The 23,928-nt window shown below is 35.0% G+C and carries 22 protein-coding genes; 2 read left to right on the forward strand and 20 right to left on the reverse strand.

What is annotated here, in order from left to right:
* Positions 1–33: 33 nt before the first annotated feature.
* From H626_RS0106000 to menA, 8 genes are all read right to left on the reverse strand, one after another.
* On the reverse strand, positions 34–1,761 hold the full coding sequence (locus tag H626_RS0106000; RefSeq protein WP_245570084.1) for a Na/Pi cotransporter family protein: 1,728 nt from the start codon (positions 1,759–1,761) through the stop codon (positions 34–36).
* A gap of 266 nt (positions 1,762–2,027) precedes the next feature.
* Complete coding sequence (gene argF / locus H626_RS0106005; protein ID WP_027108549.1) at positions 2,028–2,978, reverse strand: ornithine carbamoyltransferase; 951 nt, start codon at positions 2,976–2,978, stop codon at positions 2,028–2,030.
* 283 nt (positions 2,979–3,261) lie between these two features.
* On the reverse strand, positions 3,262–4,350 hold the full coding sequence (locus H626_RS0106010; RefSeq protein ID WP_027108550.1) for a DUF871 domain-containing protein: 1,089 nt from the start codon (positions 4,348–4,350) through the stop codon (positions 3,262–3,264).
* Between the two features lie 249 nt (positions 4,351–4,599).
* Entirely contained in the window at positions 4,600–5,016 is a 417-nt protein-coding gene (locus H626_RS0106015; protein WP_027108551.1) for a DUF3284 domain-containing protein, read from the reverse strand.
* 2 nt (positions 5,017–5,018) lie between these two features.
* Entirely contained in the window at positions 5,019–5,192 is a 174-nt protein-coding gene (locus H626_RS11460) for a DUF3188 domain-containing protein (protein WP_156883254.1), read from the reverse strand.
* Between the two features lie 79 nt (positions 5,193–5,271).
* Positions 5,272–6,675 (reverse strand): PTS sugar transporter subunit IIC, encoded by a 1,404-nt coding sequence (locus H626_RS0106025; RefSeq protein ID WP_027108552.1) that lies wholly within the window; start codon positions 6,673–6,675, stop codon positions 5,272–5,274.
* Positions 6,676–6,791: 116 nt separating this feature from the next.
* Positions 6,792–7,955 carry an ROK family transcriptional regulator gene (locus H626_RS0106030; protein ID WP_027108553.1) on the reverse strand — a complete coding sequence of 388 codons (1,164 nt, stop codon included), beginning with the start codon at positions 7,953–7,955 and terminating at the stop codon, positions 6,792–6,794.
* A 290-nt stretch (positions 7,956–8,245) separates the two neighbouring features.
* A complete protein-coding gene (gene menA, locus H626_RS0106035) occupies positions 8,246–9,187 on the reverse strand; it encodes a 1,4-dihydroxy-2-naphthoate polyprenyltransferase (protein ID WP_027108554.1) in 942 nt (313 codons plus the stop codon).
* Positions 9,188–9,556: 369 nt separating this feature from the next.
* Here menA and H626_RS0106040 point away from each other — a divergent pair, with 369 nt between their 5' ends.
* Positions 9,557–11,410, forward strand: a complete 1,854-nt coding sequence (locus tag H626_RS0106040) for an FAD-dependent oxidoreductase (RefSeq protein ID WP_027108555.1) — start codon at positions 9,557–9,559, stop codon at positions 11,408–11,410.
* A 104-nt stretch (positions 11,411–11,514) separates the two neighbouring features.
* On the forward strand, positions 11,515–12,495 hold the full coding sequence (locus H626_RS0106045; RefSeq protein ID WP_027108556.1) for a polyprenyl synthetase family protein: 981 nt from the start codon (positions 11,515–11,517) through the stop codon (positions 12,493–12,495).
* A 73-nt stretch (positions 12,496–12,568) separates the two neighbouring features.
* On the opposite strand, the gene H626_RS0106050 is transcribed toward H626_RS0106045, so the two are convergent.
* The 12 genes from H626_RS0106050 to H626_RS0106105 form a co-directional block, all read right to left on the reverse strand.
* Entirely contained in the window at positions 12,569–13,201 is a 633-nt protein-coding gene (locus H626_RS0106050; protein WP_027108557.1) for a V-type ATP synthase subunit D, read from the reverse strand.
* Positions 13,202–13,206: 5 nt separating this feature from the next.
* Positions 13,207–14,586, reverse strand: a complete 1,380-nt coding sequence (locus H626_RS0106055; RefSeq protein ID WP_027108558.1) for a V-type ATP synthase subunit B — start codon at positions 14,584–14,586, stop codon at positions 13,207–13,209.
* A 12-nt stretch (positions 14,587–14,598) separates the two neighbouring features.
* Positions 14,599–16,365, reverse strand: a complete 1,767-nt coding sequence (locus H626_RS0106060; RefSeq protein ID WP_027108559.1) for a V-type ATP synthase subunit A — start codon at positions 16,363–16,365, stop codon at positions 14,599–14,601.
* 3 nt (positions 16,366–16,368) lie between these two features.
* Entirely contained in the window at positions 16,369–16,956 is a 588-nt protein-coding gene (locus tag H626_RS0106065; RefSeq protein ID WP_027108560.1) for a V-type ATP synthase subunit E, read from the reverse strand.
* Positions 16,957–16,972: 16 nt separating this feature from the next.
* Positions 16,973–17,281: a V-type ATP synthase subunit F gene (locus tag H626_RS0106070; protein WP_027108561.1), complete on the reverse strand. Its 309-nt coding sequence runs from the start codon at positions 17,279–17,281 to the stop codon at positions 16,973–16,975.
* A 3-nt stretch (positions 17,282–17,284) separates the two neighbouring features.
* A complete protein-coding gene (locus H626_RS0106075; protein WP_027108562.1) occupies positions 17,285–17,743 on the reverse strand; it encodes an ATP synthase subunit C in 459 nt (152 codons plus the stop codon).
* Positions 17,744–17,758: 15 nt separating this feature from the next.
* Positions 17,759–19,708, reverse strand: a complete 1,950-nt coding sequence (locus tag H626_RS0106080) for a V-type ATP synthase subunit I (protein WP_027108563.1) — start codon at positions 19,706–19,708, stop codon at positions 17,759–17,761.
* A complete protein-coding gene (locus H626_RS0106085; RefSeq protein ID WP_027108564.1) occupies positions 19,705–20,778 on the reverse strand; it encodes a V-type ATPase subunit in 1,074 nt (357 codons plus the stop codon). The genes H626_RS0106080 and H626_RS0106085 overlap by 4 nt, the downstream gene beginning before the upstream one ends.
* 10 nt (positions 20,779–20,788) lie before the next feature.
* Entirely contained in the window at positions 20,789–21,100 is a 312-nt protein-coding gene (locus H626_RS0106090) for a hypothetical protein (RefSeq protein WP_027108565.1), read from the reverse strand.
* 276 nt (positions 21,101–21,376) lie between these two features.
* On the reverse strand, positions 21,377–21,865 hold the full coding sequence (locus H626_RS0106095; RefSeq protein WP_027108566.1) for a metal-dependent hydrolase: 489 nt from the start codon (positions 21,863–21,865) through the stop codon (positions 21,377–21,379).
* A gap of 1,176 nt (positions 21,866–23,041) precedes the next feature.
* On the reverse strand, positions 23,042–23,254 hold the full coding sequence (locus tag H626_RS0106100; protein ID WP_027108567.1) for a hypothetical protein: 213 nt from the start codon (positions 23,252–23,254) through the stop codon (positions 23,042–23,044).
* Between the two features lie 96 nt (positions 23,255–23,350).
* Entirely contained in the window at positions 23,351–23,701 is a 351-nt protein-coding gene (locus tag H626_RS0106105) for a tetratricopeptide repeat protein (protein WP_027108568.1), read from the reverse strand.
* Positions 23,702–23,928 lie beyond the last annotated feature (227 nt).

Genomic DNA, 23,928 nt, shown 5'->3' on the forward strand with positions numbered 1-23,928 from the left:
CTATTCTTTTAATCATTTTTTCCTGTTTTCTTGTTATTCAATTGCACCTTCCGCAGTTACATTCGGAGCTAGCTCACTCGTAGCAACATTCTTTTTCTGATAAGGATAACGAATCCCTAGAGTATGTTTTGCAATTTTAACAGAATGATCACTGATTCGTTCTAAATTCGAAACGATATCAACAAATAGAATGCCTTCAGAGGGAACACCTTTTCCTTTGTTTAAACGTTTGATGTATTTTTTACGAATATCCTTTTCTAACTGATTGATTTCTTTTTCACGCTGGATCACTTCACCTGCTAAAGAATAATTGTTTTCTGAAAAAGACCGTATAGATTCAGCAATGTTTTTTTCAACTAAGTTAAACAGAAGTACTAGATCTTCATCAAAAAATACTTTTTCGATTTCTATATCAGTAGCACCTTTTTTTATTGATTTTTTCGCAGCCTTGCGCGCCTCTTGAATATTCTTCAAGATATTTTCACAATGGTCCCCGATCCGTTCCAAGTATTTCGTTACATCCATAATCACACCATGTTCACTCACACTATGGATCGGTAACTCTACATTGGAAATGAGCATCAAATACTCTGTTAAATTCACATCGATATCATTTACTACTTCTTCCAAATGCATCATGTCTTGTCGACTTTTCGGATCTTGTTTGTTGTAGTAACTAAACATAGATTTAAATTCTTCCATTACAAATTCACCCATTTGACCGACTTCTAATTTTGCCTGGTTCAAAGCCATCGTAGGAGCAGTTTGAATGATAGACTGATCTAAATGTGAACTATCGTATTCCAATATAGATTCTTGTCCGGGAATTAATTTCGTTACAAAATTAGCAAGATGATTGATAAACCACATTTGAATCAAAACATTGCTGATATTGAAAATCCCATGTGCAAAAGCAATCGTCATTTCAGGATTCAAACTTAGTCTTGTAGCTAAAGAAGACATAAAAACGGTAAATGGACTGATAATAATTACAATCATTATCGTTCCAATTAAGTTAAAGATCACATGAGAAGCAGATGTCCGCTTAGCGGCAACACTTGCACCCATAGACGCTAAAATCGCAGTAATAGTTGTTCCAATGTTATTCCCAAATAATACAGGCAATGCAGCTTCTAAAGTAATACTTCCATGTCCATATAATTCTTGTAAAATTCCAATAGTTGCACTCGAACTTTGTAATAAAACTGTTAATCCCGTTCCAGCAAACACCCCTAAAATTGGGCTTTCCGATAAACTCAACATGATTTCTTTAAACACTGGTAAGGTTTCTAATGGTTCCATACCAGCTCCCATCAATTCTAATCCATAAAACAATCCGCCAAAACCAAAAATGATTTGACCCATGCTGTTTACAAAAGGATTTTTAAAGAAAAAGAGTAAAAAGGCACCGAGAGCTAAAATAGGTAAGGCATAGGCCCCGATATCTACTCCAATAATGAAGGCCGTAATCGTGGTCCCAATATTTGCACCCATTATGACACCAATAGCTTGCTTTAATGTCATGAATCCAGCGCTTACCAACCCAACTGCCAATACAGTTGCTCCTGAGCTACTCTGAATCATAACGGTTATGAAAACACCAGCAAGTATTGCACGCAAAGGTGTCTTGGTAAATCGATTTAAAATTTCCCGTAAGTTGTCTCCGGCAGACCGTTGCAGTCCATCTCCCATGTATTTCAGACCAAACAAGAAAATTCCTAGCCCGCCTAAAAATTGGAACAACATTGCTTGTATATCCACAAAAATACCTCCAGAATTTTAATTGCATTGCGTATAAGCATGTATGTAGTTTTATGCCCTATTTTTTATAGTAAATCTTCTCTGTTCAAATAGAAATAACATTTTTAATAAAATTAGAAAAAATTTATTTGTTTCGACACAATTTTGTCCTATGTTTGTCATAAAGCAACCAATATACTCAACTTGATAGTACCATAACAAAAACAATTGAACCAAAAAAAAAAAGAACAAGGATAATGTTGCTCCTCGTTCTTCTTTATATTTCATTATTTAATTAATTCAACTAAGGCCGCTTTTTGAATGTGTAGCCGATTTTCGGTTCCATCGTATACAACAGAATGTTCACTATCTAAAATTTCTGCCGAGACTTCTTCTCCACGATGAGCTGGTAAACAATGCATAAAGATATAGTCATCTTTGGCTTCTGCTACAAGTTCTTCATTCACTTGATAGTCTTTAAAGATTCTCATATTCGCTGAAACATCTGCTGTCGCACCTAATTTTGTCCATCCATCAGTCATAACGACATCAGCATTTTTCACTGCCTTTTTAGGATCATGGGTCAATTCAATGGTGGTCTTGGTTTGGGAAGCAATTTTTTCTGCTCGTTCTATAACGACTGGAAGAGGTTCATACCCTTTCGGTGTAGCTACAGAAACATCCATTCCCATCAATGCACACCCTTCTAGTAGCGAATGGGTGATATTATTATTCCCATCTCCTAAATAAGCTAATTTTATGCCTTCTAGGTGTCCTTTTTTCTCATAAATCGTCATTAAATCAGATAGGACTTGCATTGGAAAATGCTCATCAGTCAAGCCATTAATAATCGGGATAGACGCATTTTCAGCTAATTCCTCAATTATGTCATGTGAAAAAGTACGGACCATCAACGCATCTACAAATCGTGATAAAACCTGTGCAGTATCTGCAACTGTTTCACGTGCTCCCAATTTTAAATCGGTGGGACTGAAAAAGACTGCATGACCACCTAGTTGTGTCATACCTACTTCAAATGAGAGACGTGTACGTGTAGAATCTTTTTCGAAAACCATTCCAAGAGATTTGCCTTCCAACACACGGTGACTTTTTCCTTCGCGTAATTCTTTCTTCATGCGAATGGCCTCTAAAATCATTACCTCTATTTCTTTAGCTGTTAAATCTGTCATGGTCAAAATATGTTTCAATACTTTTCCATTTCTTTTTGTTTCTTTCATACACAACATCCTCCTTATAATTTTTTAGCCAAAAAAAATACCCTTAAAAAGGGCATTAATTTAACTCATTTGTTTTTAACTCTGTAATTAATTTAAACATAAATAGAAGCGAATTGCAAAGCGATCACGATAAGGCTAACTTTTAAGTACAGTGAGTCTAGTTGTAATAGGTGATTTCACCAAGTGGAACAGTCCTTGACGCCCCCAGTTGCACTGGGAACATTATTGGGCAAATGATGCAACGCTTGATTTCCTAAAAATAGCCATCGCAACTGCTTCCTTGCTAATTAATTGATTCAAATTTGAATTTCTGCCACGGCTTAATATAATCCAGTAGTAGTCTTTCTTCAGCAACAATCGATCCAACTACATTTGTTTTACCCGAATTTTCCATTGGTAGCTTTGTCAATTGCAGTTCGCCAGCATAGTGAGCATATAAGGAGGTTTCAATTAAAATATCGCCAATTTCCATATTTTTTGTATGGAATGGTTCAAATTCATGACCTTTGTACTTCACTCGACTTTGTGTAGAGCGAATAACATAATCTGACACGTCACCACGATTGAAGTGAAATTCTTCTAAAACGATTTTCTTTTCGATTTCTGGAATATTTTCTACTAGCTCACATTTCATCGTTATTCTGTATGGATCGATTTGGCTCAACTCTTTTAATTCTTCTTCAGAAGCAAAAGAATTAGCAATGATCACGTCGTCTATAACTTCAGTTGCCCAAAGATGTTTCGCTTGGACTGCAATAGGTAAGTCACGGTGCATTTCTAAAGTGCACAAGCCTTCATCTAATGGCCACGGGCCAATTGATGCATTTTTTGAATTAACAAAAGCAGCCGTCCGAATTCCTTGATCTTTGTATTGTTTGCTTGTTTGAATAAAATGCTCATAGTTTAATCCCGTATAGCGATGTGGATAAAAATTATGGCAACCAAGTAATTTACTTTTATCAGCTTGATAAGCGAGAATGTTTTCTAAATATTTTGTTCCGCTACTAATATTTAATTCAATAGCTAAGTCTTGTGGATTGAACGTCATAATTGCTTCTTCATTTCCTGTAAAGCCCATGTCTAATCGGATGCCATCTGCTCCAATATCTTTGAAAAAGGTCAAATCTGTATAATCAATTTCCAATTCTCCAAAAACTTTCGGACTTACATCAGCTATTACTTCCATATCAAATTGTTTCGCATATGCAATAACTTCTTTAAAATCAGCAACAATTTGTTCCTTATCTCCTTCTACAGATAGCAAACAAGTAAAGATCCTTGAAAAGTTATAGTTTGCAGCCAGTTCGATGTAGTCTTTAATATCCTGAATGGAACTATGGTTGGGGTAAACGGATATGCCCAATTTTCTCATGTTAGTCACCATTTCCTTTCTCTGATCGGTGGGAATAATAAGATGCTTCGGTATCTTTTTCACTTGATGAACGGGGAGCTTGTTTCTCAATCACAATAAACCCTATCCGATTTTAAAAAAACACGTTTAGTGTGTATATTTACAGTTGAACAATAAACAAGCCCAGCATTATTCGTTAAAATGAATTTGCCGTAGTGAAGTGAGCATTCGTTTTACTCTTTTTAGTGGTTTCTTCACATTTGTTTCTTTTCAACTATAAGAATGTTCTATTTGAGATAACATTTTTAGAAATCTTCTTTTTTTCAAAAACGACCATATGACCCCGACAACTGCATCATTTATTTGCTGCATTCTACCCTGAGATTCTATTTCTTCAGTGTAATCTAAAGTACACTGATTGTTATTTTCAGAAGTAATATCATATTTTACGTGAAAAGTATTTTTATTTGTCACGGTGGAGTAATGGTAGGCTTTTCCTTTTTCAAATTTCAAAATGTTGATTGTCGCCTTACTTTTATCATTAAACTCTTTAACGTATTCAAACCCGTCTAAATCTTCATCTTCAACGTTTCTGTTTATTTGCTGATGAATATCTTCTTGAACAGATTTCTTTAATACATCCGATAAATATTCAGCTGGAATGTTCATCTTTTTAGAAATGTGCACTTTTACTCCTCCTTGTCGATATCTACCTTACTGTTTTTTATTATTAAAATTCCAATAACTATGAAAGAAATTCCAGAAATCATACTTAAGACATCATATTCTCCACTGTTCAAATTTGAACTTCCCAAAATGATTAACCCTCCTAAACTACAGAGAAATAATCCCCACTTGCTCATTTTTAATCGCCCTCCAATCAATATGTAAGATATAGTCCCAGTAAAGTATTTTTACTGGGACTATATCCTTTAAAAATAGTTATTTATTATGAACTTCTTCTATATTAATTTTATTAGCTGATTTAACAAACGGTATCCAAATAAGGAATGAAACTGTCATGGCCAAGAGTGTTACAAGTGGTGCCCGCCAGTCTGCCCCGGTTGCTAAGAAAGATAAAAGTAACGGTGGAGTAACCCAGGCTACCTGTTGCGACACTGGGTTTACTAGTCCCCAAATAGTTGCAAAATAACCAATACTCACAGATATAACTGGAGTCAATAAGAATGGAATAAACATAATTGGATTTAAAACGATCGGCAATCCAAACATGATTGGTTCATTAATATTAAATATTCCAGGTCCTATAGATAGTTTTGATACGGTCAAATAATCTTTCCGTTTTGAAAAGATCAACATAGCAATGATCAAGACAATTGTACCACCTGATCCGCCATACCAAGCATACGCATCAAATGATCCACGAACCCACATGTAACCTTCGGAAGCTACTAGTTCAGCTCCTCCTTCTTGGAATAGATTCACATTATGTAACTGTGCTACTCCAAAAACTCCTTCTAATATTGGAGCCAAAACATTTGGGCCATGAATTCCAAAGAACCAAAATATTTGAACGAATAAAGTTGTTAGTATTATAGCTCCAAACCCTTGGGATAACCCCAATAATGGCAACGCAATAGTTTCTTGTAACCATCCGAGGAATGTTAATCCAGGGACCATTAAAGAAAATAACCAGTAAAAGATACTTACTGCATAAATAGCTACAGTAGCTGGAATTATAGAAGCAAATGCTTTAGAAACTGCAGGTGGAACTGATTCAGGTAATTTAATAGTAATATTTAGTATCATTAATTTGTTAAAAATCATTGTAGAAACAAAACCTATGATCATTGCTGTAAAAAAGAAGTTGCTGTCTAAATTATTCAATGGAAGCCATCCCCAGCCAACTGCGTTGATATCTGTTGCTGTTGCTGACCATCCAGCTTCATTAATTGCACTAATGGTTTCCGGGTTCAAATTCAATCCTGTGATCCCACCAGAAAACGAGAAAGTTATTCCGGCTAATGATGCAGCAGTGGCAACTATACCACCAGACAACTCATTTACACCATATGCTTTTGCCAGATTATATCCCCAAGAAAAAACAAATATTAAACCTGCCACAGCTAACGTTCCGTTCCATACATACCCATTTATTGAGATGATTTGACTAATCACGGGTATGGAATTTCCATCATATCCTTCAATGAATTGAGGCGGTAAATCACGTAATATGGCATTTAACATAACCGCAACAGAACCTGCCATTGTTGCTGGCAAAGTTCCAATGAAGGCATCTCTTAAAGCAACTAAATGTTTCTCAGCACCAATCGCACCTGCGATAGGTAAAATATATTTTTCTAACCATTGAGTAAGCTTGTTCATTTTAAACCTCCTTGTTTTCTTTTCTTATTTTTATATAGAGATATCACTTCTTTTTCCATCTCTCCCTTCTTTTCTAGATATCTCTTTTGAAACCATTTTTTGGATGGTACTGAGTACTAGTGAAATAATTTTTTCAAAAACAGGACTGAAGCTCCCAATAATGTCATGTTTTCTCCTAAATCACTCACATACAAGTTGATGCCCTTTTTCAATTTATCTGTTAGGGCTTTTTCCGTAATTGTTTTTTTTATAATCGGCATTAAGAATTCTTGACTTTTCAATACTCCTCCGCCTAATACAATAACCTCTGGATCAACAGTATGAATGTAGTTTACGATCCCCACACCTATATATTCTCCGACTTTTTCCAAGACTTGAATATATTCTGTCTCTCCTTGTTTTGCCAACTGATATATTTTTTCGGGAGAAATATCTGAGGGGATATTTTCAATCTCTTCTCTTGCTGTCTTTACAATTCCTTCTCCGGTGATATATGTTTCGAGACAACCTTTATTCCCACAGCCACATTGCCTTCCATGCATAGAAATTGTTGTATGCCCTATTTCTCCAGCAGTATCATGAGCCCCTCGGGACAAAGTCCCATCCGTGATGATTCCAGAACCTACCCCTCTGCCAATATTGATTACTGAAAAACTATCGCCTTTTTTATTTTTCCCAAACCAAAATTCGCCTAATGCCATTGCTCGCGAATTGTTTTCTACCATAACCGGTAAATTCAATTCTTTTTCTAGACTTTCTTTGATTGGGATATTTTTCAGTCCTGAGTCAGAGGAAAATAAACAGGTGCCCTGTTCAATATCTACAACTCCATGCATTGCTACACCGATGCCTAGTATTTTTTCCGAATCTACTGCAGATGTTTTTATTATTTCTCTTATTTTTTTTACTAATTCCTTGAGAAATTTTTCTTTAGACAGTGAGGAGGACTGTGAAATTTCTTTTTTAATTAAAATTTCTCCCACTAAATTTGAAATCATGACTCTCAAATGCGTTGAGCTCGCGTCCACACTTACCACAAAGTACCCATCTTCTTTCAATAACAAGAGTGTAGGTTTTCTTCCACCTTCGGATTCTCCTAAATGACTTTCTTTTACTAACTCTTCTTCAATCAATTCTTTTACAATCTTACTTACCGTAGGAGGTGTGATTTTTGTTTGTTTGGCGATTTTCGCTCTAGAAATCGGACCATTTAACCGAATACTATTTAATATTAAGCGCTTATTAGCCAGTTTCATCATTTCAAATGTTCCTCTATCCATATTTCTATCCTCTTCTCTAAGTTACTTGCTTACTTAATTAACTTAATTTATTAAGTTATAAATGTAGTGTACACAAAACGGAATCATATGTAAACCCTTTCTTCTATTTCGAATGAAAAAGAGGAAAGAAACAGATCCTATTAGCTGTTTCTTTCCTCTTTAAAATCTTTAAGTGAGATGAATAAATAAAAATTAGTAGCTGACTTTTTTGTGCAGCGATTCATTTCATAATTATTACTTTAGTCTTTACAGACCTAGAGATCTTTTTGTGTATGTTATTTGAAGCAGCGTTAAACGAAGAATAAACTGAGGCCCAACAAGACTATTTCAACTACACTGAATAAAACAGTGTTTTTAATTGCTACAACAAATGTTTCTTCTTTTACTTGACGTTTATTAAACTGATCCAAATTTCTCTTGATCAATGGAAGAGTTAAAAACGTTCCCAAGAGTATTGGATGTAATAATCTCAGCAGAACAGCTAATAAAATCACACCATAACTTGAATACATCAATATATTAAATAAAATCACGGCCTGTTTTTTGCCAATATAAAAAGGGAGTGTAAAACGGTGATTCGTGATATCTTGTTCTAAATCGCATGTGTTATTTGCCAACATGATGTTCGCAATCAAAAAGACTGTTGGTAAAGAGACCAAAAATGTGCTCAAAATTTCAATATAGTTTCCTGATAATAAAAATTCCGGGTGATCGAATTGAAGTTGAATCAGAATGTTATTGACATCATTAACAAATAGGGTAATGAAAAATATTCCAAATCCCATTGTCAATCCTGATAAAATTTCTCCCAGAGGTGTTCGAGAAATCGGGATTGGGCCAAAAGTATAGAATATTCCAATAAAGAATGCCACTCCTCCCATTAATAGTAAAAGGAAGTTTGTTCTAAGTACAAGTACCAAACCAATTAAAGTCGAGACAACAAGCATGCCCAGTATAAGCTGAATAACTGTTTTTTCTGCTAAACCCGATTGACCAATGACATTAACTTCCTGTTTGTATTTTTTATCTTTAGCTTTTTGATAGTCCATCAGATTATTGATTGCTGTTGTGGTCATATCAAATACTAACATTGCAATAAAAAATAGTACTGTATTTGTCCAATCGATTTGATTGAAATAATATAAAGAGAATAATATTCCTAATAAAAACGGAATGAGACTGGCTATTTTTGTTTGAATCTCTACTAATCTTAAAAAAATTTTCAGCGTCATATGCTAACCTTCATTTCTTGTTATTTAATAGTTATTCTAATCTGTTTTTTCACAAAACAAATTATTTACTCTGTCTATTATTAACAAAATCACTGACACACGCAAGTCTTTTTTATTTCTAAAATCAATTCTTAATTACGGAAACCTCCTGAGTAACATGAAAATCAGCAACTTTATGAAGAAAATATGTACACTGCTAAAATATCTAGACAATATAATTTCACTTTGTTATAATAAGCTTTGCGCCATGTGAATTTGCGCACAGTCTTTGCAATTATTTTAATCAGTAGACTATTCTTTTTAATAGAGGGGAAAGAATAGTCTATTATTTTGTAACGAGTACCTATATATATTCTGAGGAGTGGAAAAATGACACAAAGGAACATTATTGTTGTCGGTGCAGGCTTTGCCGGCGTTGCAGCAACCAAACAATTAGCCAAACGCTTCAAAAAGAATGAAGATGTCACAATTACTTTAATTGATCGTCATTCTTATCAAACATACATGACCGAATTACATGAAGTAGCCGGGGGACGCGTTGAGCCTGAAGCAATTCAATTCGATTTACAACGTTTGTTTAGTCGCAAAAAAAATGTGAACCTCGTAACTGACAATGTAGTCGATATTGATCATGATGAAAAAGTTGTTAAAACTGAGCATGGTTCGTATAGCTTTGACTACCTTGTATTAGGAATGGGTGGAGAACCAAATGATTTCGGTACGCCAGGTGTAAAAGAAAATGCATTTACACTTTGGTCCATGGAAGATGCAATTGAAATCCGCCAACATATCGAGGAAACCGTCGCTAGAGCTGCACTGGAACGGGATGCAGCAAAACGTAAAGCAATGCTGACTTTCACAGTCTGTGGTTCAGGATTTACAGGAATTGAAATGATTGGAGAACTTGCTGATTGGAAAGAAAGATTAGCTAAAGATAATAAAATCGATCCTAAAGAAATCTCTTTGATCGTAGTTGAAGCAGTACCAACCATTTTAAATATGATTTCTCGCAAAAATGCTGAAAAAGCTGAACGTTATATGGAAAAACGCGGAATTCAATTATTAAAAAGTTCGCCAATTGTTAAAGTAGAATCAGATTTCATTGAATTGAAGTCTGGAGAAAAAATCCCTACTCATACATTAATCTGGACTGCTGGTGTAAAAGCAAACTCGGATACTGATGAGTTTGATATGGAGCAAGCTCGAGCAGGTCGTTTGGTAGCCAATCAATACATGGAAGCAAAAGGATTTGAACATGTCTATGTAATTGGTGACTTAGTCTATTACGAAGAAGATGGGGTCCCTACTCCGCAAATCGTTCAAGCAGCTGAACAAACAGGTCATACCGCTGCAAAAAACATTATCGCAGACATAGAAGGAACAGAAAAACATATACATGAAAGCAATTATCAAGGATTTATGGTCTCTATCGGTTCTACGTATGGAGTTGCCGAGTTGATGGGCAAATATAATTTATCTGGTTTCTTTGCTATTTTAGTTAAACATTTGGTCAACTTATTGTATTTCTTCGAAATCCGTTCCGGTTATTATGCAGTACAGTATATATTCCATGAGTTCTTCCACATCAGAGATCATAGAAATATATTCCGCGGTCATCTTTCCCGCTACGGTAATGTTTTATGGAGCGTTCCTTTACGTGTTTTCTATGGTAGCATGTGGCTTATTGAAGGTCTTAAGAAAGCATTTGGGCTATTCGGTGCTACAAGCTGGTTTGGGGATACAGTCACTCTTCCATTCTCTTGGTTACAAGATGTTACTTCTGGAGCTACAGAGGCAGCTGAAACAACCACACCTGCTGAGCCTGTATTTGGTCTAAACTATGTCTATGGCGAAGAACCTATGATGATTTTCTCTGACGCACCAGATTGGTTCGAATCTATTATGGAAGTAATGGTACCTAACGCTGATATCGCACTCCTTTTCCAAAAATTCATGACACTCGTAGAAATTGGAATTGGATTAGCATTGATTGCAGGTCTCTTCACTTGGCTGGTTAATGCAGTGACCATTGCTCTCGTTGTCAGCTTCACTCTCTCTGGAATGTTTTATTGGGTGAACATCTGGTTCATATTTGTAGCCGTCGCGTTAATGAATGGTTCAGGTCGTGCATTTGGTTTAGATTACTATGTCATTCCTTGGATCCAAAAAATGGTTGGCAAGTGGTGGTATGGTAAGCCCAAATCCATGTATAGCCAAAAATAAATTTTTTTCTCAGTAAAACAAAAAGAATGAAGGGAGATTTACTCTCTCCTTCATTCTTTTTTTATCGTATACTAGGAATTAGTTAGAAGAAAGGAGGAGAGTTTATGGAAGTACATCCTATTTGGAATAATTATCCGGAATTAAAAAAACAGCTAGAAAATACTATCAGTGTTATTGATACAGAGATTTTTATTCGGAATAAAGACATCGAAGATGCTATATTAGACATGCTCCATTCAGGAGGAAAACTCCTCCGTCCTGCTTTTGTTCATCTGTTTTCAACTTTCGGAGATGATCATTCTCCAAAAAGAGCTCAACATATTGCAGCAGCAGTAGAATTACTCCATACTGCAACTTTGATTCATGATGATATCATCGATGATGCTGAGGAACGCAGACAACAAATCTCCATTCAGGCAAAATATGGGAAAAATATAGCCGTATATGCGGGAGATTACTTGTTTACAGTAGTATTCAAACTTCTTTCAGAATACGCTCGTTCCTTTGATCACTTAGTGTTTAACTCAAGAGGCATGGAGCGTATACTAATGGGCGAGTTAAATCAACTACATTTACGCTATAAAGAAGACATGACTATTCGAAACTATCTTACTCAAATTTCTGGTAAAACTGCTCAGTTGTTTGCTTTGGCATGTTATGCAGGTTCCATCGAAGGACAGAGCTCTCATAAGTTTTCTTTGAATAGTTATTATTTGGGTAATCATATTGGTATGGCTTTTCAAATCATAGATGACATTTTAGATTATACTCAAACACCCGAACAGTTGGGAAAACCGGTATTAGAAGATGTGCGTCAAGGAGTATATTCAGCACCTTTAATTTATGCCTTACAAAAAGACAAAGATACCATTCTTCCCTATTTAAGAAAAAAAGAAAGTATGACCGAGGCTGATGTCTTAAAAGTCAGAGATTTAGTAATAACAGCAGGCGGTGTAAAAGAAGCCCAACTATTAGCAGAAAAGTACACGGAAAAAGCTTTGCAGCGAATCGCTAGTTTACCTGAAACAAATGAAAAAAAAATCATTGAAGAAATCACACACATGATGTTGTACCGTAAAATTTGATGTTTCTGAACACTAAAATACCCCATTTTGCAGAAAAAAGATTCGCTCTCTTTTTTCACAAGATGGGGTATTTTTAAAACTTGTTTGACGATTTTTGGATATTTTCTTTTACCACTTTTAATCGTGTAAACTCTTCTCGTTCTTTTTCTTCTAATTCTGATTCAATTTCATTTTTAGCTGTTTCTAATTTCGGTATCGATATATTTTTTAAAGCATTTGCTCTTTTTTGCGTTTTCCGAATATTATTAGCCAAACGATAAGCCGAATTTTCTATAACGGACAATTGAATAGTCAGCTTTTTTACTTCTTCAAAGGCTACTCGTGCTTCGTCTAGAGAAGCACTTGTACTATAAAAAGCATAACTAGGGCGTGTCGGAGATTCTTCAAAATCAATAAGTGGAATTTCCGTTCCCATTACACTTCGAACTTTCATTTGAATAGAGTCTTCAATCGGGACAGTCGCTGCTATTTCTTGAACGTTATGAATTCCAGATTGAATATTTGCCTGCTCTAGGGCTTTATAGGCTCTACGAAATGTCTGATCGATTTCTTTTTGAATAGTCTCGGCTTTTGCGACTAATGCCATGATCTCATTAATCAAAATTGTTCGTTTTCTATCCATCAAGCTATAACCTTGTTCAGACAGTGCTAATGTCTTCGATACTTGCATCAAATTACCTTTAGTTGGTGTGAAATCTTCAACCACAAAGATCACCTTCCTACTTTATAATATTGATTTAATAGTTCCGTATCTATTCTATCCAATTCGTGACGAGGTAAGATACGCAACAATTCCCATGCTTTTTCCAAGGTTTCTTCTATTGAGCGACTCTCATCTTTTTCTTGACCAATAAATTCTCTTTCAAATTTATTCCCAAATTCGATATATTTCTTGTCTATATCCGACAGCTCATCCTCACCTATTACAGAGGCCAAAGAACGAGCATCCGTTACCCTAGAATATGAGGCAAATAACTGATTGGCAACATCTTGATGATCTTCTCGTGTAAAGCCTTTCCCGATTCCATCTTTCATTAGGCGAGAAAGGGAAGGGAGAACATTGATTGGCGGATAGATAGATTTTCCTTCTAGTGATCGATCCAAAACGATTTGACCTTCCGTTATATACCCTGTTAAATCAGGAATAGGATGCGTAATATCATCATTCGGCATTGTCAGAATGGGAATTTGCGTAACAGAACCTGGTTTGTCTGCTAAAATCCCCGCGCGTTCATATAAACTTGCTAAATCACTATATAAATACCCTGGATAACCTTTCCGTGAAGGTATTTCTTGTTTTGAAGCAGACACTTCTCTTAATGCTTCGCAGTAAGAAGTCATATCTGTCATAACGACTAGGATATGCATACCTAAATCAAAAGCTAAATACTCAGCAGCCGTAAGAGCCACCTTAGGGGTGATCAACCTCTCAACAACAGGATCGTCAGCCAAATTCAAGAACATCGTTACGTGGTCTAAAACACCGCTCTCTTCAAACGTTCTTTTAAAATAATCAGCGACGTCATGCTTCACTCCCATTGCTGCGAAAACTATTCCGAATTCTTCTTCTTCCTCAGTTTTGAGGCTTGCTTGTCTCACTATCTGGGCAGCTAACTGGTCGTGTGGAAGTCCATCACCCGAGAAAATAGGTAATTTTTGTCCACGAATCAGAGTGGTCAATGCATCAATTGCTGAGACTCCAGTTTGAATAAAGTTTCTTGGGTATTCTCGAGATACTGGATTCATCGGAAGTCCATTCACATCTCTTTTTACCACATAATTTATCTCTCCAAGTCCATCAATAGGCCTTCCGATCCCGTCAAATGTTCTTCCCAATATTTCTGGAGCTAAAGGGAGTTCCATTGCGTGACCAGTAAGTTTTGTATGGGTATTATCTAAAGACATGTTAGCAGTAGACTCAAAAACTTGTATGACTGCTTTATTTTCATACATTTCTATGATCCTACCTAATTTATGTTCTTCTCTTTCCACTACAAACTCTACAATATCATCATATGCCGCATCTTGAATTCCTTCCAAAACTACAAGAGGGCCATTTATCGAGTCAAGACCTAAATATTCAATTGCCACTTGATTCCCTCCTTAAGCATTTTTTTCCATAATTTTATTGTAGAATAGATCGATTTGTTCATAATAATTGTCTAACAGTTCTAATTTATCATTTGGAACATCATATTTTATAGAAATAATCTTTGGGAAAATGTCTTCGTTTAATAAAAGAGACATTGGCATTCCTATGGCAATTAGAGACCGACATTTTTCCCGAAGATAGAGGATGATCGCCATCATCTTAGCTTGTTTATCCAACGGAACGGCTGTGTCATCTGCGTGAAACGCATTTTGTTGAAGAAATCCAAGTCGGATCACTCGTGCAATTTCAATGGTCAATTTTTGATCATCCGGTAATACATCGTTACCAATTAATTTGACTACTTCCATTAAGGCACTTTCTTGATGCAATATTTCCATCAATTGGCTTCGATTGCTAACAAAATCAGGGGATACATTATCACGATACCATGCAGCCAAATCACCCACATATTCGCTGTAACTTTTGAGCCAGTGAATAGCTGGATAATGTCTTTCGTAGGCAAGAGCTTTGTCTAGTCCCCAGAAACAACGAACAAATCGTTTGGTCTGTTGGGTCACGGGTTCAGAAAAATCTCCTCCTTGTGGAGAAACTGCACCGATGATCGACACTGATCCTTCTGTTTCATTCAAATTCTGCATCAATCCTGCTCTTTCATAAAAAGATGCAATTCGACTTGCCAAATATGCTGGAAAGCCTTCTTCTGCAGGCATTTCTTCCAATCTGCCCGATAGTTCCCTTAATGCCTCGGCCCATCTAGAAGTAGAATCGGCCATGATGGCTACATCATATCCCATGTCACGGTAATATTCTGCTAGTGTAACTCCGGTATATATCGAAGCCTCTCTAGCTGCTACTGGCATGTTGGAAGTATTCGCAATTAATGCCGTCCGTTCCATAAGAGAATTTCCCGATTTAGGATCTTCTAATTTTGAAAAATCTTCTAAAACTTCTGTCATTTCATTTCCACGTTCTCCACAACCAATGTAGATAATAATATCTGCATCGGAATATTTTGCAATTTGATGCTGCATCATTGTTTTACCGGTCCCGAACCCTCCAGGTATAGCTGCAGTTCCACCTTTAGCAATTGGGAATAATGTATCCACTACCCTTTGCCCTGTAACTAATGGAATTGTACTCTCGTATCGTTTACTTACTGGTCGCGGTATACGTATTGGCCATTCTTGAGCCAATTTTACATCTATGATCGATAAATCTAATTGTTGAATTTTCACTATAGTTTCTTCGATTGTATATTCTCCATCATTAGCTATTTCTATAACAGTGCCTTCAACATTTGGTGGAACCATCGCTTTGTGCATAATAGTTTTGGTTTCAGGTACTTCGGCGATAATTGTTCCACCCAACACTTCCTGGCCAACTGCAACTAATAAGTGTACTTGCCATTTTTTTTCGGTATTTAAAGGAGTCACTTCAACTCCTTTTTTAATAAAATCTCCACTGATTTTTTCAATATCTTTTAGTGGCCTTTCTATGCCGTCAAATATATTATTCAAGATTCCTGGTCCAAGGATGACACTCATTGGGTAACCAGTCGAATAAACAGGTTCACCCGGTTTCATTCCTGAAGTTTCTTCGTACACCTGGATCGTTGTCATTTTACTATTTAAAGAAATGACTTCTCCAATTAATTTCTGACGTCCCACAAAAACTTTTTCGGCCATTTGAAACAACGTTCTTCCTTTAACATAAACTACCGGTCCATTTATACCATAAACTTTACCTAATTCTTTCACGATTTAATCTTCCTCCTTTGTGTAATCAAAAGAGAAGTTGGCCTGCGCATCCTCTAATTTCCTTAAAAAGGATTGATCTATTAACAGCCGTCTCGACTGAACAACACCCCGTGTTCCACCAATAAAAGGACGAGTGGAGACAGTTATCGAATGATTTGCATATTCCTCTAATAGTGGGATAAGCTCTTCATCATTCTCATCTATATATATCATTACTTCTTCATCTTTAGCAATCGTTAAAATTTTATCTATCTGTCTTTTGAGCAGAGAAATATACTCTTCCGTTTTCATAAATTGTTCAATGCGTTCTCGTAATTGTTTGAATACATTTTCTTTCAGTTGCTGTTGTTTTTTATAAATAGATCTTTGCTGTTGTAATTGCTTTTGGACAATGCGTTTATTACTTTCTTTTTTGAGTATCTCTTTTTCTGTTTCAACTTCAATTGATGCCTTTTTTCTTTTCGTTTCTTTTTGTTCTTCATACATTTGTTTTAAAGATCTTTTGTACTGTTCAACTTGTTCTTGTACTTCTTTTTCTATATGATTAAACGCCATCTCTTGAAAGAGAATAATTTTTTCATCATTATTCATAGCAATCACCCACTAATTAGAGTTTTATGCCAATAGCTTCATTAACATAATTAGTAATAAAATCTTCTTTTCTCCCTGTACCATAACGGTCTGGGATTTCTACAAGTAGAGGTTGTTTATAATTTAATCGGACATCGGAAACTATTTCTGGAAATTCTTCTGCAATTTTTTCTGTAATCAATATGATTGCATACTCTTTATTTTGGACTGCTTTCAGCAGCTCCTTTTTTACATCTGTTTTTCCATGGACAACTACACCTTCGACGCCAGCTAAACGCATACCTGTATAGGTATTGATATTTTCACTAATTAAATACATTTTCATTTCTTATAACTGTCCTAATATCATGAAGGAGATAATTAAGCCATATAAAGCGATCCCTTCGGCCAACCCTACAAATATTAGGGAACGACCAAATATAGAATCATCTTCACTAATAGCCCCTAAAGCCGCTGACGCAGCGCTGGCAACTGCGACGCCACCTCCAATACAAGATAAGCCCGTAACTAAAGCAGCCGCAATGTATCCCATTCCAGTAGCAAACCCAGGAGTAGATGTGAGTGTCGCTTCTGCAGTAGAAGATACCTCAGTTGCTGCAACATGTAAATCTGGGGAATAGGCTAAGATTGTCGCTAAAACAATTCCACCAAAAATAGAAAGGATATTTACGGTTAATGATTTCTTGTAACGATTACGTGATTTTTTCCCAGAAAAATAATAAGAAAATGGCACTACGAAACCTAAAAACAGGGTGATGACCAACGTGATTTTTATAAGCATACTCATTTAAAATTCCTCATTTCAATTTTTATTTATGTGATTGATAAACTGTCTTCCGTCACCTTTATAAAAGTGACTAAAAATTTCATAAAATTCTAAACGCAATACTTGGATCCCAACGACTAACCCCTCTAATAAGGTAACAAAAATATTTCCTAAAATAACGACCAACCAATTAATGCTCCCGCCATCTGTTGCTCCCGCTAACATCATCACTACCTGCATCATTGCACCATGACTTACAGCAAATGCGCCCACACGAACAAAGGAAATTGTATTAGAAACATAGCTCAAAACAACTTCAAATATTTCAAAAAAAGCTTGTACGAGCAAAGTCCCTTTACCTCCATCTTGTCGTGGTATATGCTCGATCCTCGCTAATATCGGTTGTTCAAAAGCAATCAGCAGTAAAGGAACTCCAAACATAATTAACAATAAGAAAGTTGCTGGTAGAGGTTGATTCAGCATATACAGTCCTATAATACCAATCATAGAAGTGTAAAAGAGTAAGCCGGCTAGACCATTCCGATCGAAAATAGCCTCTCCTGTTTCCTTTTCATGAACTTTATTATATATATTGAAAAATAAAGTTGTGAAAATAAGAAATACCCCGAATAGAATCGCTACTACAAAAATCGTATTGATAGATCCCAAAAAGGGCAACGTCGACATGGCGGTCAACGGATGGAGCCAAAGAGCAGGAATGATTTCTTCAAATCCAAATACACTACCATACAGTACTCCAAATAGAGCAGAAAACATTCCAGCTAGGCCGATGATCCCCCCCAAATCCATTTGTTTTTGTTTATATAACGTAAAACCAACTAGAGCTAAAATTAAGCCCTGACCTACATCTCCAAACATTGCACCGAAAAGCAAAGAATACGTTGATGCAATTAACCAAGTTGGATCAAATTCTTTGTAGTTTGGAACACCATACATTTTTATAAACATTTCATATGGACGAAAAATGCCAATATTATTTATCTTCGTGGGGGGTATCACCTCCTTTTCGTCTTCATCATTTTCCACGATCACAATCACATTAGGATCGGGATCCGTTTCTTTTGCAAACTGTTTCGCTTCTCTTGAAGGCATCCAGCCTCGAAGTAAATAACGGGTTTCTTTTTGGACATTCTCATCATGTGTTAATGCAGCATATTTTCGAATATTAAAATGATTATTCAACTTCTCCAAGCGATTCTTGACTCTTATGATGGGAAACCTATAGGGACGCAAGATTTTGTTGATGATTTCTTGATTATCTGTAATATGCTTTTCTAGCGTATTGATTTCCTGCATCAATTTTTCTTTATTTTCTTTGGGGGTTCCAGTAAAATCATCTGGAATAAAAATCCTCTCCCAATTCATTGAGACATACATCGCATCTACACGTTGTAGACTCGTGATAGGTGTGAAATAAACACCATAAGTGTATTTTTCGTCTTGCGTACATTCAATGAAAATGGATGCAGTCATATCATATACATACTTTTTGAATTTTAAATAATTATCATTCGTGAATCTCCCAAATCTAAACCGTATACTATCCATTTTCAATATTTTTTCTAAGGGATAATCTAAATTTTCAAAAGGCTTTACTAAATCTAAAGATTCTTGCTTTTTATCTTTTACAGTTTGATATTGGACAACTTTCTGATGATAAGGATTGGTATCTTTTTCTAATTGTTTAATCAAATGTTGGATAGTCTCTAATGTAGCATTATTTTCTTCAACATTTTGCACATCTTCGAGCGCATCTGGACCAATATAATCAATCAATATATTGATTCTTTCGAGATATTCTTTAAATGGACTAGAACTTACATATGGTCGCAAAGTTTTTGCTCCATATAATTCAGTCAATGCATTTTCTAAATGAATTTGATATTTAGACAAATACACATCAACCATACGGTCTATATCGTCTTTTGGACCAGAAATAGTTAGCATTTTCATTTTGGTAATCACCTGTTATCCCCCTTTTCACGTGACTTGTATTCTTTAACACCAATCATTTCCTGAATTTCATCAGGTCTTCTATCATAGTGAATCGCTTCTATAACAGTGGTAAGTTTATCTACTTCTTCTTCTTTTTTTGTTAAATAACTATATAAGGAAATTACAGAATAAGGATCTTTTTTTCTTTGCTGTTCGATAATTTGTTTCAACAAATTATCTGAAAGAATTTCTAACTCTACTCCATTTTCAATATTCTCCATATACTTACTGTATTTCGTGTCATTTACTATTTTCCAAAACTCATCTAAATCCTTCGCATGAATTAATTTTGTTAATTCATTTTCTCGTAATTTATGTTGAATAGGAATAATCAGCGTAATAATTTGTTCCGGTGGCAAATTATAAAACTTTTTATACCGATAAATAAACATTATATTTAACAAATCAAATTTCGTTCCATATAATTTTTCAAATATCTTCTGTTCTTTTTTATTTAATAATTGATTTTTTGATTTCCAAATTTGTTGAAAAGCAAAAGTATCCAACGCCGTTTCGTAATCAAACAATCGAGGAGACTGTAGACTTTCCAGCGACTCGATAGCTTTATAATAACGACTCCCTTTCAACACTTCCCGGTATTCATTTAACGAAGACGCTGCTCTTAAAGCCTCAAAATCTAAATTGGAATGTTTTTTTAAATGACCTAAATACTCATCGCTGATTTCTTCATAAATTTCGTCTATATCAAAAGCTTTTCGTAAGAATTTTTTCAATACACTCACTTCATAAGTGATACCATAAATTTTCAAAAACTCTCTTTGCTTGAAATTAGCAAAGTGGTATAACTTATTCATGCTTTCATAAATAGAGGCATTAAGTAAGGCCTCAAGATGGCTTCGATACATCTTTGTTTTAGGAATATCTTCAAATAGATGGCGGTATTCAGGCTGTTTTTTTAGAAAAGAGACAACCTCAATAGAGGAATTAAGATAGGTCATGTCTACAAAGGAAGATTTACTTAAAAGTTTGCCTTCCATACCGCGAATTTTTGTTACTATAGCAATATATTCATTTGGCAATCGACTCACCTCAAAGTTTAATCATGTTTTCAAAAAGTTCTTCAATGATTTCTACCTGTTTATTTTGAAATTCTGTTTCTAAAACCTCAATTTCTAGTTGATATTGCCGATCTAATTCAACTTGTTTCTTATTCTCTGTCTCTTGGAAATGTTTTTGAACTTCAGCAATCACTTCTTGAGTTTCCTCTTTAAGCTCTTTTTCAAATTGCATTTGTTCTTTCTCGAATTGTTGTCTGATTTCCTCTTTTTTTTCACTAATAGAATCTTTTATACTCACAGTTTTTTGTTCAATTTGATAAAGTTCATCGATGACCGGATTCATTAAAAACCCTCCTTTCTCTTTCTTATTAAGTATACCTCGCAAATACAAATAAGAAAAATAAATGCTAATTATAATTTTCTTCTATTTTAAAAAAGAGTCTTTCATTCCGCCATACCACTAATCGCTTATGCAAGTTAGTTGTTTCACAAGAACACTTTCACTAAATTAAAATCATTTATTTTTCAACTACTTTCAGTATTATACTCCTAAATAATTTTGATACAATAGTAATAACATTATTATATGTTTAGATTTTTATTGCGAAAGTCGTCTTTATCAAAAATAAAACAGTTGATAAACTAGACCCCCACATGATATTAAGAAAATAACTGTTTCTGTAAATTTCCCCGTAGTATAAAAAATTCTTTTGAATCCGAACTGTATACGCTTATTATAAATTGGCTGGAGCCATGCTACACCTGTTTTTGAAAAAGAGTCTTCTACCATATGGCTAATGTATCCGAGTATAAACCAATCTCCCCATTCTATTGGCAATTGTAAATGAAAGAGAATAAACCGACTCAGATACAAGAAGAAAAAAATCCCTACAATAGAATGTGCAAGTCCCCTATGTCCAAATATTTTTCCTACAATGTGACTGACTCCTTGTAGCCTTCTTCCAATATATGATCTTGGATGATCTATATCCGGAAAAACAGATCCAATTCCTAACGCAACTACGTTTCCAATGAAGAGGGAATCCGTTGACATCAATAGTGGTAATGCGAGTGCATAAGTAACTGTTACGTGTGTTTTATAGAGCATATTTTTCTCCTTAAATTTTATTCTATATATATATTGATCAACTTCCATCCAAATCATGCTAATTTTAATAATAATGTATCGGCAAGACAATTATTTGATTTTTTTTGCCCATTTTCATGAAGATCTTTGTTAGGTGGCTTTAAAGAATTAATAAACAAGAAAGTTTGGACAGGGATAGTCAGACCTCCTCATCTAATTTCTAATGAGCTAAATGGGTTTTCTGCTTGGTATTTCTATTATGTCATACGAATTCTTTGAATTTCTTCTGTACAGTCTTGCCCTTTTATAGACTACCACCCGTTAACAGATGATTTTTATCGACTGTTAACTAAAACTTTCAAACAATATACTGTTGACATCGGAACAAAAGGTGGAAACTATTGTAGAAAATCATATGATTAGATTACATAATGTAAATCATTAAATAAAAAGATCAATACTCCCATGTTCATTAAAAATAAAAAAAGTTCAAAAAGTTGATATAACAACCTTTTGAACTCTTTTTTATTTGTTTAACACTTGAATTTAAAGCTTTTCAAATGGAGACGAGGGGTTTAGAAGAGCCTTGATAATGTGATTTAACAATGTACAATATTCGAGTATATATAATAGAAGAAACTATTTCATAGCACAATAGCTATCAATACAAAATAAGCACGTATGCAAGGACTATATGCAAGGTTTTACTGCAAGTGTTTGTGCAGGGCAATGGGGAAATAGGCCACTCTTTTATAGAGTGGTTTTATTTTGTCTTCGTACGCTGCATTATAAATTTGATCCATAAAATAATTAGCTTAATGATTCAGTGTATCCTAAAATACAACTCTAGTAAACAGCACTATGCTTATAGGCTTTATATGAGCTTATTAGAACGCTATTCCCCATTTATACAACTAGCAAAGTGAACGTTCAAAAACGCTTAAATCGATTAAATATGCCTCTGGCGATGAGTCTGCCCTTCTCTTACCTCTAGTGTAGAAAATAAAATGAATACCAATAAACCTATTATAAATAACATGAGTGGATAAATTGATAATGTGGCCATCAATGCTTTAGTGCCGGCATTTCGGTGTCTCTCATGGTAATCCTAAGGTCATTTCAGATAGCTTCGTGAAACGTTATAGGTCAGCAATGTACACATGGCTTGTGTGCTGGTCATAAGAATACGTTTTGTAATTATATATGAGATGTGGTATCTGCGTTCCGTGAATAGCCTAAACTGTAAGCCGTATATAATGCCCTCGCTAAGTCGTATTCAGATAGCTTCATTAGTTCGTATATCTCTTCCATACCTATATCTTTTTGATCGTCAATGATAACTGTATCAACTTCCTTTTTAAATTGGCTGTAAAGCTCATCTGCTTTTGTTTTCTTTGGTGTGCTTATCATATGTAAAAACTCCTATCACTATTTTTTTAAAATTAACGGCTTGTATTTAATATTAATGTTACGGATCATACACCTGCCACAACTACTTTAAAGGTATTAATTATCCAGGGCTTCTTTTAAGTGTTTCACTTTAGACAACCGTTCCTCTAACTTCACAATATTCTGGCCATAATTATTATCGCCATCATCCTTTAAACGCTGCAATCCTATTTCTAATAATGCTAGTTCACTAGAATAATCTTGTTTCTTTCTGTATATCTTAGCAAGATACAGTAAACCGCCTGGGGAATAGAAACCTTTAGCCATGGCTTGCACGAAATACTCTTCGGCTTCATCAAATTGTTTATTCTTGTATGATTCAATGCCTTTAGTTTGAAGTGAGAAGCCCATGTCTTCACTCCTTATTTTCATTATAGAATCATCTGTAACTTGTTCACGTTGCTTCATTTCTTTTCTGAAATCCTCTAAGTTGTTACTATCTCTTGAAGAAGCTAGTTCTTTTACTTTTTAAATAAAATTCATCTGAATACTCCTCCATTCTTCTGTTTTGCACATCCCACTCTCCACCGATTCTTCACTATATCTACTCATCACCTATACCCATTGTATCTTTTTCGAAAACCCTTTCCAACACATTTTCACAAATACTTGTGTGATTGTAATTACAATATCAA

Source organism: Lacticigenium naphthae DSM 19658, assembly GCF_000425865.1.
Lineage (GTDB): Bacteria > Bacillota > Bacilli > Lactobacillales > Carnobacteriaceae_A > Lacticigenium > Lacticigenium naphthae.